Annotated in this window: 12 protein-coding genes; 10 read left to right on the forward strand and 2 right to left on the reverse strand. The window is 58.9% G+C overall.

What is annotated here, in order from left to right:
* Window position 1: 1 nt before the first annotated feature.
* Window positions 2–613, reverse strand: a complete 612-nt coding sequence (locus tag L1065_RS10750; RefSeq protein ID WP_237095472.1) for a LysE family translocator — start codon at window positions 611–613, stop codon at window positions 2–4.
* A 72-nt stretch (window positions 614–685) separates the two neighbouring features.
* Here L1065_RS10750 and L1065_RS10755 point away from each other — a divergent pair, with 72 nt between their 5' ends.
* Window positions 686–1,138: an Lrp/AsnC family transcriptional regulator gene (locus tag L1065_RS10755; RefSeq protein ID WP_237095473.1), complete on the forward strand. Its 453-nt coding sequence runs from the start codon at window positions 686–688 to the stop codon at window positions 1,136–1,138.
* A gap of 103 nt (window positions 1,139–1,241) precedes the next feature.
* Here the strand turns inward: L1065_RS10755 and L1065_RS10760 are convergent, their stop codons facing one another.
* Window positions 1,242–1,457, reverse strand: a complete 216-nt coding sequence (locus tag L1065_RS10760) for a DUF1127 domain-containing protein (RefSeq protein ID WP_237095474.1) — start codon at window positions 1,455–1,457, stop codon at window positions 1,242–1,244.
* Between the two features lie 203 nt (window positions 1,458–1,660).
* Between L1065_RS10760 and L1065_RS10765 the strand changes: the two genes are divergently transcribed.
* From L1065_RS10765 to murD, 9 genes are all read left to right on the forward strand, one after another.
* The gene (locus L1065_RS10765) at window positions 1,661–2,746 is read left to right on the forward strand and encodes an Mrp/NBP35 family ATP-binding protein (RefSeq protein WP_237095475.1); all 1,086 of its coding nucleotides are present in this window, start codon (window positions 1,661–1,663) and stop codon (window positions 2,744–2,746) included.
* Window positions 2,747–3,366: 620 nt separating this feature from the next.
* The gene (gene mraZ / locus L1065_RS10770; protein ID WP_237095476.1) at window positions 3,367–3,864 is read left to right on the forward strand and encodes a division/cell wall cluster transcriptional repressor MraZ; all 498 of its coding nucleotides are present in this window, start codon (window positions 3,367–3,369) and stop codon (window positions 3,862–3,864) included.
* Between the two features lie 3 nt (window positions 3,865–3,867).
* A complete protein-coding gene (rsmH, locus tag L1065_RS10775) occupies window positions 3,868–4,851 on the forward strand; it encodes a 16S rRNA (cytosine(1402)-N(4))-methyltransferase RsmH (protein ID WP_237095477.1) in 984 nt (327 codons plus the stop codon).
* Window positions 4,848–5,198, forward strand: a complete 351-nt coding sequence (locus L1065_RS10780; RefSeq protein ID WP_237095478.1) for a cell division protein FtsL — start codon at window positions 4,848–4,850, stop codon at window positions 5,196–5,198. Before rsmH ends, L1065_RS10780 begins: the two co-directional genes overlap by 4 nt.
* Complete coding sequence (locus tag L1065_RS10785; protein WP_237095479.1) at window positions 5,195–6,991, forward strand: penicillin-binding protein 2; 1,797 nt, start codon at window positions 5,195–5,197, stop codon at window positions 6,989–6,991. The genes L1065_RS10780 and L1065_RS10785 overlap by 4 nt, the downstream gene beginning before the upstream one ends.
* 18 nt (window positions 6,992–7,009) lie before the next feature.
* On the forward strand, window positions 7,010–8,497 hold the full coding sequence (locus tag L1065_RS10790) for a UDP-N-acetylmuramoyl-L-alanyl-D-glutamate--2,6-diaminopimelate ligase (RefSeq protein ID WP_237095480.1): 1,488 nt from the start codon (window positions 7,010–7,012) through the stop codon (window positions 8,495–8,497).
* Window positions 8,494–9,921, forward strand: a complete 1,428-nt coding sequence (gene murF / locus L1065_RS10795) for a UDP-N-acetylmuramoyl-tripeptide--D-alanyl-D-alanine ligase (protein ID WP_237095481.1) — start codon at window positions 8,494–8,496, stop codon at window positions 9,919–9,921. Before L1065_RS10790 ends, murF begins: the two co-directional genes overlap by 4 nt.
* 40 nt (window positions 9,922–9,961) lie before the next feature.
* Window positions 9,962–11,044, forward strand: a complete 1,083-nt coding sequence (gene mraY, locus L1065_RS10800; protein WP_237095482.1) for a phospho-N-acetylmuramoyl-pentapeptide-transferase — start codon at window positions 9,962–9,964, stop codon at window positions 11,042–11,044.
* A 97-nt stretch (window positions 11,045–11,141) separates the two neighbouring features.
* A complete protein-coding gene (gene murD / locus L1065_RS10805) occupies window positions 11,142–12,545 on the forward strand; it encodes a UDP-N-acetylmuramoyl-L-alanine--D-glutamate ligase (protein WP_237095483.1) in 1,404 nt (467 codons plus the stop codon).
* Window positions 12,546–12,661: the final 116 nt, after the last annotated feature.

A 12,661-nucleotide genomic window follows, 5' to 3' on the forward strand; every position in this document is an offset into this window, starting at 1 on the left:
TTTAGTGCGGGGCAGACAGCCCTGTCGTCAACATCGGATACAGCGTGGCCACCAGCAAAAGCGCCATCGTTATATTAAACGCACGCAGGCGGGCGGGGGTGCCAAGCCAGGCTTTGACCTGCACGCCGAGATAGGCCCAGGCGCTGACAGACGGAAAATTCACCGCCGCAAAAACAACGGCCACAGCGACGGCGCCCCATGCGCCCCATTCAAGCGGGGCGAATTGGGTCTGTGCGGTCAGGGCCATATACCACGCTTTGGGGTTGACCCATTGAAAGGCGGCCGCCTGCAAGAAGGTAAAGGGTGTCGCGGTTGCCTCTTTGTGCGCGGGTGGTGCGGCATTGGCCACTTTCCATGCCAAAAACAACAAATAGGCGGCCGAGGCGACTTTCATAATTGTGTAGGTGACAGGAAAGGCTTCGAACAGTTGCAACAACCCAAGCCCCACAAGGCTGACCATGAATGCGTGGCCAAGCGAAATACCTGCCATATGCGGCAGCGTGCGGCGAAATCCGAAATTCGCCCCGCTGGCCAGCAACATCAAGTTGTTCGGACCAGGTGTGATGGAAGACGCAACGGCAAAGCCTGCCAGCGGAAGGATAAAACTAAACATGGCACAACTCTAGAAGGCTATATGCGCAATAGGGTTGTGAAGATGCGGTAAGTGACGTTACTTTCGCAATGAATGACGGATTTTGACCAAATTGACCGCAAGATATTGCGCGCCCTTTTAACCGATGGGCGGATAAGCAATCTGCATCTGGCTGAAAAAGTCGGGCTTTCGCCCTCTGCATGTTTGCGCCGTGTGCAGGAACTTGAACGGATCGGAGTGATCAAAGGGTATCGTACTGTTCTGGACGGTGCGCAGATGGGGGTGGGGTTTGTGGCCTATATCGCCGTGGGGCTGTCAAACCATACCAAGGCCAGCCAAGAGGCGTTTGAACGCTCGATCAGTCGCGCCCCAGAGGTGGTCGAATGCCACAATATCACAGGCACGGTGGAATATCTGTTGCGGGTCGAGGCCAGCGACCTGACCGCTTACAAGCATTTTCATACGGAGGTTTTGGGGGTTCTGCCGCAAGTGAACGCCATCACATCATATGTGGTCATGGGCTCGCCCAAAGATCTGCGGGCATAGGGCGGACATAAAAAAAGCGGCGATGCTAGGGAGGAGGAAAGCATCGCCGCTGTTGAACAGAACTACCCTAGGGAGGAGGAAAAGGGGCTCTGATCTGAAAAACTTATTTGCCGTAGGCCGCTTCGAATGCGACCGACTTGATCATGCCGCGGTTCAGGCCAAGATCGGCTAGATCCGCACTCGACAACATGCCAAGCTCGTTTAGGGTGTTGCGATACAGGCGATACTTTGTGTAGCGCGTTGTCAGTGTTTGTTTCGCGTCACGCAGAAAATCGACCAGTGGGCTGTAGCCCTGTGTATTTGTATTTGTATGTGCCATGTCTTTTACCTCAGTGCAGTGTGTTTCGCTGCTGTTGATCCGAAGTTAGGGTGCATGCTGCGATTGCACAACTGACAATGCTGCATTGCAGCTATGCGCCTTGTGCAAACCACAAATTTACAAAATGCCCAATAAATCAGCACCTGCTGCCTTGCGGTGCCAGCACCAGCCGCTACATGCAAATGGACAAACGGAGCATGCGCATGGCCACTAAAGATGACGTAACCAAAGCCCTTGAAACCCTGACACTTCCCGATGGTGGCAATCTGGTCAGCCGCGATATGATCCGCGCGTTGGTGGTGAATGACGGGGTGGTTCGGTTTGTCATTGAGGCGCCAGATCCCGAAACGGCGGCCAAGATGGAAGGGGTGCGCCGCGCAGCCGAAGCTGTGGTTGGCAAGGTTGCAGGCGTTGGCCAGGTCAGCGTTGCGCTGACGGCCCATGGCCCCGCGCCCAAAGCGCCTGCGACTTCTGCGCCGCCCCCAAGCCTTAAAATCGGCGGGCACCCCAAGCCGCAGCAGGGTGGTCCTGCGCCCGTGTCGGGTGTGGACCGCATTTTGGCCATCGGCTCTGGCAAGGGCGGTGTGGGCAAATCGACAGTATCGTCAAACCTTGCCGTTGCGCTGGCTAAACAGGGGCGCAAGGTCGGATTGCTGGACGCGGATATCTACGGCCCAAGCCAGCCCCGAATGATGGGGGTGAGCAAACGCCCGGCCAGTCCTGACGGCAAAAAGATCATCCCGCTGCAGGCGCATGGCGTTACGATGATGTCCATCGGTCTGATGCTGGAGCCTGAAAAGGCCGTTGTCTGGCGCGGCCCGATGTTGATGGGCGCGTTGCAGCAAATGCTTGGTCAGGTTGAATGGGGCAAGTTGGATGTGTTGATCGTTGATCTGCCCCCGGGGACGGGCGATGTGCAGCTGACCTTATGTCAACGCACAGCCGTGACGGGCGCCATCGTTGTCAGCACCCCGCAAGACGTGGCGCTTTTGGATGCACGTAAAGCGCTGGATATGTTCAACACGCTCAAAACCCCCGTTTTGGGCCTGATTGAGAATATGAGCACCTATGTCTGCCCCGAATGTGGCCATGAAGCACATCTGTTTGGGCACGGCGGAGTCGAGGTGGAAGCCAAACGGATCGGCGCACCTTTCCTTGGATCGTTGCCGCTGGATCTGGACACGCGCCTTGCGGGCGACGGTGGAACGCCGATTGCTGCGGGCGACAGCCCGATGGCGCAGGCCTATGGGCAGCTTGCCAAACGTCTGGTTGATGGCGGCATGGCCTAGGGCAGGGCGCCAAGGTGTGGCTTCGACCTATGGGAAATCATGGGTCGGGGGTGGCTTTCTGCCCAAAGTGATTCGTTAAATTGCCGGTTTTTGCATCTGTTTTCCGCCAAGTGCGTGAGAACAAAAGAAAAACACCTGCGTAAGTCTCAAAATAAATGGGATTTTTTGGGCGTGGATGGGAACGCTGCGCTTCCTCTACATATTGTATAGCCTTGCAGTCATCACACAATAAGTTGGCTAAAATAGGGTCGCGTCCTGTCTAGATGTGGTATCTGACCCCTCTAGGACACAAGGTATTCCCGCATTAGCCCACACAAAACCATTGCGTCCCATAATATCCCATGCCATTCATAGTTCATCGAAAGAACGGGCATACACAAAACAAGGGGCATTCATAAGAACCCCACATAGGCGAACCGAAAAGGTTTCATACAGGCACCCGCTTTTTTCGAACAAAGAGATCCGGCGCGCGAGCGAGCAGACATCCCCCCAGGTGGCGCGCGCAGTCGGACATCCCGCGAGGGACCGGCGGATCGATCAGTGGCAGCAGATCGATCCGCCTTTTCATTTTCAGGGCCCTGATTGCAAGCGCGGCCCGACAATTAAGGAGCCGATACCAGATGGTTAAGGCGTTCAGAGGCGAATTCCACCAGAAGGTGGATGCAAAGGGCAGGGTCTCGATACCCGCGTCCTTTCGTCGTGTTCTGGAGGCTGGTGACCCGAATTGGGAAACAGGCAAGCTGCCCGAATTCGTTTTGGTCTACGGTGACGAAAAGCGCAATTTTCTGGAATGTTTCACTCGCGAGGAAATGGCGCGTGTGGATGCCAAGATTGCCAAGCAACCGCGCGGTTCGGCCAAGCGTCGTGCCATGTCGCGTCTTTACAGCGGGCAATCGATGGATGTGACCGTGGATGATACGGGCCGCATCGTTCTGTCCGCCAAGCTGCGCAATAAAATCGGGCTTGAGGGCGAGGCCTTCTTTATCGCCAACACCGACACGTTTGAGATCTGGAAGCCCGAGACCTTCGACGCCGAAAACGATCTGAACCTGGCCGAAGATGATGATTTCGACCCCAACCTTGATCCATCCGTCTATCTTGACGGCGACGAGGACTAAGTCATGGGCGCTGCCACGCCATCCCCCGCTGATCCCCATATTCCTGTCCTGCTGCGTCCACTGATCGCGGCCTGTGCGCCCATTTCGGGCACTTGGCTGGACGGCACGCTTGGCGCAGGCGGCTACACCCGTGGCTTGCTGGAGGCGGGTGCAGATAAGGTGATCGGCGTGGATCAGGATCCGCTGGCGCTGGATATGGCGCGCGACTGGGCGGATGACCGTGTTGATCTGGTCGCAGGCAATTTCGCACAGATGGATGATTACGGGCAGCACCTGGACGGTGTTGTGTTGGACCTTGGCGTATCGTCGATGCAGCTGGATCAGGCCGAACGCGGGTTTTCGTTTATGCGCGACGGACCGCTGGATATGCGGATGTCGCAAAGCGGCCCCACAGCGGCCGATGTGGTGGCAGACGCCACCGAAGAGGCGCTGGCCAACATCCTTTATGTCTATGGCGAGGAACGCGCATCGCGCCGCATTGCACGCGCCATTGTCAAAGAACGGGCGGTCGCTCCCATCACCACGACCTTACATCTGGCCGAGATCATCGCCGCGCAACTGCCGCGCCCCAAGCCTGGGCAAAGCCATCCCGCGACGCGCAGTTTTCAGGCCATCCGCATTGCGGTGAATGGCGAATATGACGCGCTTTATCAAGGGCTTATGGCTGCAGAGCGGGCATTGAAACCGGGCGGAAAGCTGGCTGTTGTCACCTTTCATTCCACCGAGGACCGCATGGTCAAACGCTTCTTGCAGACCCGCGCGGGCACCCTTGGCAATGCCAACCGCTACGCGCCCGAAACCCACGCCGAGGCCCCCGCCTTTACGTTGCCATCGCGCAAGGCCACAGCACCAGACGCCGAAGAGCTGGCCCAAAACCCACGCGCCCGCAGCGCCAAGCTGCGCGTTGCCATTCGCACAGATGCCCCCGCTGGCAGCCTGTCCGCCAAAGACATCGGCCTGCCACAAGCCAAAGGATCGCTGACATGAGAACGCTTCTTTATATCACCACAGGTTTGGCCGTTATGGGGCTGGCGTTCTGGGCGTATCAGGAAAACTACCGCACCCAGGAGGCGCTCAAAGAGGTGCGCAAGCTGCAGCGCGAGATCGCAGCGGAGCGCAATCGCCTGGAAATCTTGCGCGCCGAATGGGCCTATCTGAACCGCCCCGACCGTCTGCGCGATCTGGCCGAAGTGAACTTCGATCTTCTGGGGCTGTTGCCTATGGAGCCCACGCAATTCGGGCAGGTCGATCAGGTCAGTTTCCCACCCGCCAATAGCCTGCCGCCCGTAACGGGTGCTGTCGATACGATGGCCACCACAGGAGATGCGCAATGATCCGCACGCCCCTTCGCCCGCTTGCCCGTATTCTCAAAGCCCGCGATCGCGGGGAAAACCCCCAAGCGATTGAGCGCGAAAACCTGCGTCTGCGCCATGAAAACATGCGCGATCAGGCGCGGCTGCGTGCCGAAAGCCGTTTGTTTGTGTTGGGTGTGTTTTTCCTTGGGGCGTTTCTGGCCGTCGGCGGGCGCATGGGCGTTCTGGCCAATTCCGACCCGTTAGAGCCGCGCAGTTCTGTCATTGGTGCGGATATCTTGTCGACGCGTGCCGATATCGTGGATCGCCGTGGTCGTATCTTGGCCAAAAACCTTGATACCCATTCGCTTTATGCCCAACCCCATACGATGATTGATCCCGAAGGGGCCGCGCAAAAACTGGCGCAGATTTTCCCCGATCTGGACGCCGATGCGTTGCTTGAGGATTTCACAGGCAAGCGTAAGTTCCTGTGGATCAAGAAAAAACTCAGCCCCGAACAAAAGCAGGCCGTCCATGATATTGGCGAGCCGGGTTTGCTCTTTGGCCCGCGCGAGATGCGTTTGTATCCCAACGGGGCGATTGCTGCGCATGTGTTGGGCGGGGCCAGCTTTGGTCGTGAAGGGGTCAGCAGCGCCGAGGTCATAGGCGTGGCAGGCGTCGAAAAACACTTTGACGATTATCTGCGCGACCCTGCCAACGGCCACAAACCGTTGCAGCTTTCGCTGGATCTGACAGTGCAAGCCGCCGCAGAAGAAGTGCTGCACGGCGGCATGAAAATCATGAATGCCAAGGGTGCTTCATCGGTTTTGATGGATATTCACACAGGCGAAATCATCAGCGTCGTCAGCCTGCCTGATTTTGATCCCAACAATCGCCCGCGCCCCCTGACGGCGGCCGATAAAGACAAGGATCAATCCGACAGCCCGCTGTTTAACCGCGCCATCCAAGGGGTTTACGAGCTTGGGTCGACCTTCAAGATTTTCACCGCTGCCCAAGCGGTTGATCTGCGCCTTGTGAACCCCTCAACGGTGATCGAGACAAAAGGCCCGATGAAGGTTGGGGGGCGCACCATTGGTGAGTTCCAGAACAAAAACTACGGGCCCCTGTCGGTTGAAGATATCATCGTCAAGTCGTCCAACCGCGGCACGGGGCGTCTGGCCCTGCAAATCGGCGTGAAGCGTCAAAAAGAGTTTTTGGACAGCCTTGGCTTTTTCCAACCCACCCCCATCGAGATGGTCGAAGCCTCTGGCGGGCGTCCGCTGTTGCCTGCGCGCTGGACGGATTTATCAGCCGTTACAATCAGTTACGGTCACGGGCTGTCGTCATCGCCTATGCATCTGGCCGCGGGTTATGCATCGCTTCTCAACGGTGGCACACGGGTTGAGCCGACCTTGCTGAAACAAGACGGCCCGCAAAACGGCCCACGCATCGTGTCGCCGCAAACCAGCCAAGCGGCTGTCAAAATGTTGCGCAAGGTTGTCACAGATGGCACCGCCAGCTTTGGCGAGGTCCCGGGCTATCAGGTTGGCGGCAAGACCGGCACAGCCGACAAACCCAAGCCACGGGGCGGCTATTACGAGGACAAGGTGATCGCCACCTTTGCCACGGTTTTCCCTGCGAGTGATCCCAAATATGTGCTGATCGTCACGCTGGACGAACCCGAAATCATCGGCCTTGGCAAAAAACGCCGCACAGCGGGTTGGACAGCTGTTCCCGTCACCTCGCAAATGATCAGCCGCATCGCACCGCTCATGGGGCTTAGACCAGTGGTTGAACCTGCCACGCTCACGGGTGTAACACTGACCTCACAATAATCACGTGGGGCGGACGGCATGACGCAGACAGATGCGCAGGTCAAAAAACTAAGCGAACTGGGCCTGACGGTCGCACAAGACGTGGCCATCACGGGTGTTGCCATCGACAGCCGCGAGGTGCGCAAAGGGTTTTTGTTTGCCGCCGTGGCAGGCAGCACCGTGCACGGGGGCGAATTTATCCAATACGCCCTGCGCCAAGGCGCTGCTGCAGTGCTGACCGACGCGACAGGCGCACAGATTGCACAGGCCGAATTGGCCGCCTCGGATGCGGTGCTGATCGTGGTGGATGAACCACGCGAGACCCTTGCCTACATCTGCGCACTTTGGTTCGGTGGCCAACCCGACACGCTGATCGCGGTGACAGGGACCAACGGCAAAACATCTGTCAGCACTTTCACCCGTATGATCTGGGAAGAAATGGGTCTGCCAGCGGTCAACCTTGGCACCACGGGCGTCGAAGGCTGCTGGACCGCGCCTTTGCAGCACACCACCCCTGATCCGATCACCTTGCACCGCGCTTTGGCGGCGGCACGCGAAAACGGTGTCACCCATGCCGCGATGGAGGCCTCAAGCCACGGGCTGGATCAATACCGCCTGGATGGCTGTCAGCTGTGCGCGGCAGGCTTTACCAATTTCACCCAAGACCACCTTGATTATCACAAGACGTTCGAGGCCTATTTCGCCGCCAAAGCCAGCCTTTTTACCCGCGTTCTGGCCGAAGATGGCACAGCCGTGATCAACATCGACGATCCCAAAGGATGGGACGTGGTGGCACTGACCACCCCGCGCGGGATCAAAACCTTGCTTGTGGGGCGCGGTGCAGATGCGGATTTGCAGATCAAATCGGTGCGCGTCGATGATACGGGTCAGACGGTGCAAATCGAATGGCAGGGCAAGCCGCGCCAAATCCGCCTGAACCTGATTGGCACGTTCCAAGTGGAAAATGCGCTGATGGCGGCAGGGCTTGTCATCGCCAGCGGGGCCGACGTGCAAGAGGTGTTTGACACGCTGCCCCACCTGAAAACCGTGCGCGGGCGGATGGAACTGGCAGGCAAGCGCGACAACGGCGCGGCGGTGTTTGTAGACTACGCCCATACGCCTGATGCCATCGCCTCTGCGCTGAAATCCATGCGCCCGCATGTCATGGGCAAACTGGTCGCAGTGATCGGGGCAGGCGGCGATCGTGACACCACCAAACGTCCCCTGATGGGCGCCGAGGCGGGCAAACACGCGGATGTGGTTTTTGTCACCGACGACAACCCGCGCACCGAAAACCCCGCGCTGATCCGTCAGGCGGTTATCGGCGGCTGTCCTGACGGGATCGAGGTCGCAGACCGTGCCGAAGCGATTTTACGCGCCGTTGACACGCTAGAGGCGGGCGACGCCCTTTTGATCGCGGGCAAGGGGCATGAAACAGGGCAGATCGTCGGCAAGGACGTGCTGCCCTTTGATGATGTAGAACAGGCGAGCATTGCCATCGCCGCTTTGGATGGAACGCTGCAATGACCCTCTGGACCTCGCATGACGCCGCAATCGCTACGGGCGGGACAAGCACCACAAAATGGGCCGCGACGGGCGTATCGATTGATACGCGCACGCTGGAACAGGGCGATCTTTTTGTGGCGCTCAGGGATGTGCGGGACGGCCATGATTTTGTTGCAGCGGCTTTGGAAAAAGGCGCGGCGGCCGCCCTTGTCACTCACCGCCCCGATGGCGTGGCCGAAGATGCACCGCTTTTGATCGTGCAAGACGTGCTGCGCGCGTTGGAAGATCTGGGCCGTGCAGGCCGTGCGCGCACCAAGGCGCGTGTTGTGGGGGTGACGGGCAGTGTGGGCAAGACCTCGACCAAGGAAATGCTGCGCGATGTGCTGTCGGCACAGGGCAAAACACACGCATCCGTGGCCAGCTACAACAACCACTGGGGGGTGCCGCTGACATTGGCGCGTATGCCTGCCGACACCGATTTTGCGGTGATCGAGATCGGCATGAATGCACCGGGCGAAATTGCGCCCCTGTCACGCATGGCCGCGCCCCATGTCGCAATGATCACCACAGTTGCGGCCGCCCATCTTGAGGCCTTTGAAAGCATCGAAGGGATCGCCCGTGAAAAGGCCAGCATCATCGACGGTCTGTCCACGACAGGCACGGCCGTGCTGAACGCCGACATCGGCACGTCAGAAATCTTGCGAAACTGGGCGGCCAAACGGGGCGTGAAAACCATCCTCTTTGGGCAGATGGCCCCTGATTACCGCCTGACCTCGGTCAAGATCGTGGGCGACAGCACCATTGTGCAGGCCGAAATGCAGGGCCAGCCTGTTTTGTTCAAAGTCATGTCAGCAGGCGGGCATTTCGCGATGAACGCCCTTGGCAGTCTGGCTGTGGTCGATGCCTTGGGCGGCGATGCAGGCCGCGCGGCTGTGGATATGGCCCGCTGGTCGCCCCCCGCAGGACGGGGCAAGCGCGAACGGTTGCAACTGGATATCGTGGAAGACGCCTTTATCATCGATCTGATTGATGACGCCTATAACGCCAACCCCACGTCGATGGCTGCCGCCCTTGAGGTGCTGGCCGCCGCCGAGCCGCAAGATGACCTTGGCCGCGTCTCGAAAGGCCGCCGCATTGCGATACTTGGCGATATGCTGGAACTGGGCGATGATGAAGCCGCGATGCACGCCGCGATCGCAGAGCTGGAAAGCATGGCGCGGATCACCAAGGTGCATTGCGTGGGGCCGCGGATGCGCGCGCTTTATGACGCGCTGCCCGCCCCGCAACGCGGGCTTGCGGTGGATGCAGCCAGTGAACTGGCCACACAAATCGGGCAACTTGTGGACGCAGGCGATGTGGTCTTGGTCAAGGGTTCACTAGGCAGCAAGGTCACGCAAATCGTTGACGCCATCCGCAAATTGGGCCACCCCGTAACCGAAGGCTGAGCCTTGGGCGCGCGACAGAACGAATAACAGGGACGAATACATGCTTTATTGGTTAACCGCGCTGTCGGACGGTGGCGATTTCTTCAACCTCTTTCGCTACATCACGTTTCGGGCAGGCGGGGCGTTTCTGACCGCACTGGTGTTTGGTTTTATCTTTGGACCCACGCTGATCAACGTGTTGCGCCGCAAACAGGGCAAGGGCCAGCCGATCCGCGACGATGGTCCCGAAGGGCATTTTGCCAAGGCAGGCACGCCCACAATGGGCGGTTTGCTGATCCTGAGCGCGGTTCTGGTCAGCACGCTGATCTGGGCGCGGTGGGACAATCCCTTTGTCTGGATCGTGCTGTTTGTCACCATGAGCTTCGGGCTGATCGGGTTTGCCGACGACTATGCAAAAGTGGCCAAACAAAACACCGACGGGGTCAGTGGCAAGATCCGCCTGGGTGTTGGGTTTCTGGTCGCGGCCATCGCGGCCTATTGGGCCAGTGTCTACCACCCCGATCAGCTGACAAACCAACTGGCCTTGCCGATTTTCAAGGACACGCTGATCAATCTGGGGTTTTTGTTTGTGCCCTTTGCGATGATCGTCATCGTTGGCGCGGCCAATGCCGTAAACCTGACAGATGGTCTGGACGGGCTTGCAATCATGCCTGTGATGATTGCCGCAGGTACATTGGGCGTGATTGCCTATGCGGTGGGGCGCGTCGATTTCACCGAATATCTGGACGTGCATTATGTGCCCGGCACGGGCGAAATCCTGATCTTCACGGCGGCGCTTTTTGGCGGGGGGCTTGGCTTTTTGTGGTATAACGCGCCGCCTGCGGCGGTGTTTATGGGGGATACAGGATCGCTTGCACTTGGCGGCGCGCTTGGCGCGATTGCGGTCAGCACCAAACACGAATTGGTTTTGGGCATTGTTGGGGGGCTGTTTGTGGTCGAGGCGCTGTCTGTGATCATTCAGGTGTTGTATTTCAAGCGCACGGGCAAACGCGTGTTCCTGATGGCGCCGATCCATCACCACTACGAGAAAAAAGGATGGGCCGAGCCGCAGATCGTGATCCGTTTCTGGATCATCTCTTTGATCCTGGCGATCATCGGGCTCGCGACGTTGAAGGTGCGCTAGATCAGGTTTTGCGCCCGCTGACGCGGTCGCCCGTGTTGGGGGCGCTGCCCCCAAACCCCCGAGGTATTTGGACAACAATGAAGGAAAGACAGGCGCGATGATACCAGTGCGCGGATATGACGGGCAAAAGGTTGCGGTGCTTGGGCTTGGACGCTCTGGTCTTGCCGCGGCCCATGCGTTGGAAGCGGGCGGGGCGCAGGCCCTGTGTTGGGACGACAGCGCGCAGGGCCGTGAGCGGGCCGAGGGGCAGGGGCTGATCATTCATGATTTGACCACGCAAGGCGCGTTCGACGGGGTGGCGGCGCTGGTTGTCTCTCCGGGTATTCCGCATCTTTATCCTGCGCCCAATCCTGTGATCGCCGCGGCCTGGGATGCAGGGGTGCCTGTCGACAATGATATCGGGCTGTTCTTTCGCAGTTACGCCACAAGCGAATGGGACGGTTTTGACACCACGCCACGGGTGGTGGCTGTGACGGGGTCGAACGGCAAATCCACCACATCGGCGCTCATCCATCATATTCTGACGCAAGCGGGCCGCCCTACGCAACTGGCAGGCAACATTGGTCGGGGCGTGCTGGACATCGATCCTGCCCATGACGGCGAGGTGATCGTGTTGGAGCTGTCGTCGTATCAAACGGATCTGGCCCGCGCGCTGACGCCTGATGTGGCCGTCTGGACAAACCTGAGCCCTGATCATCTGGACCGCCACGCCGGTATGGGCGGCTATTTTGCGGCTAAGCGGCGTTTGTTTGCTGAAGGCGGCCCTGACCGCGCGGTCATTGGTGTGGACGAAATAGAAGGGCGATATATTGCCAACCAACTGGCTGGCAGCGCCGAAGAGGACCGGGTGATCCAAGTGAGTGTGGATCGCAAACTATCTGGCAATGGATGGGGCGTTTTTGCGCGCAAGGGGTTTTTGAGTGAATGGCGCAAGGGGCGGCAGATCGGATCGATTGACCTGCGCGATATCGCGGGTCTGCCCGGTGCGCATAACCATCAAAACGCCTGCGCGGCCTATGCGGCATGTCGCGCCCTCGGGCTTGGGCCACGCCAGATTGAGGGCGGGTTGCGCAGCTTTGGCGGCTTGCCCCACCGCAGCCAGACCATCGCCACCGCGCGCGGGCTGCGCTTTGTCAACGACAGCAAGGCGACCAATGTCGACAGTGCGGCCAAAGCGCTGCAAGCCTTTGACAACATCCGCTGGATTTGCGGCGGTTTGGAAAAAGAAGGTGGCTTGGACGCGCTGACCCCGCATCTAGGCAGGGTGAAAAAAGCCTATGTGATCGGGCGCGAAGCCGATCAATTTGCTATGAAGCTGGACTGTGAAACAGACGTCTGCACCACCATGCAACGCGCTGTTGAACAGGCTGTTTCAGAGGCGCAGGACGGCGATGTGGTCTTGCTTGCACCCGCCGCGGCCAGCTTTGATCAATATGACAGCTTTGAAAAACGCGGCGATGATTTTGTGGCCAAGGTAAAGGCGCTGATCGCGTCGGGGTAGGCCCCCTTCACTATCATTAATGCACTGGATTGCGTGGGGGCTGCGTGCGCATGGGTTTTTCATCAAATCAGGCAAAACGTCTGACGCATTGCCATACCGTGAGCAGACGCTAGGCC

Source organism: Nereida sp. MMG025, assembly GCF_021654165.1.
Classification (GTDB): Bacteria; Pseudomonadota; Alphaproteobacteria; order Rhodobacterales; family Rhodobacteraceae; genus Nereida.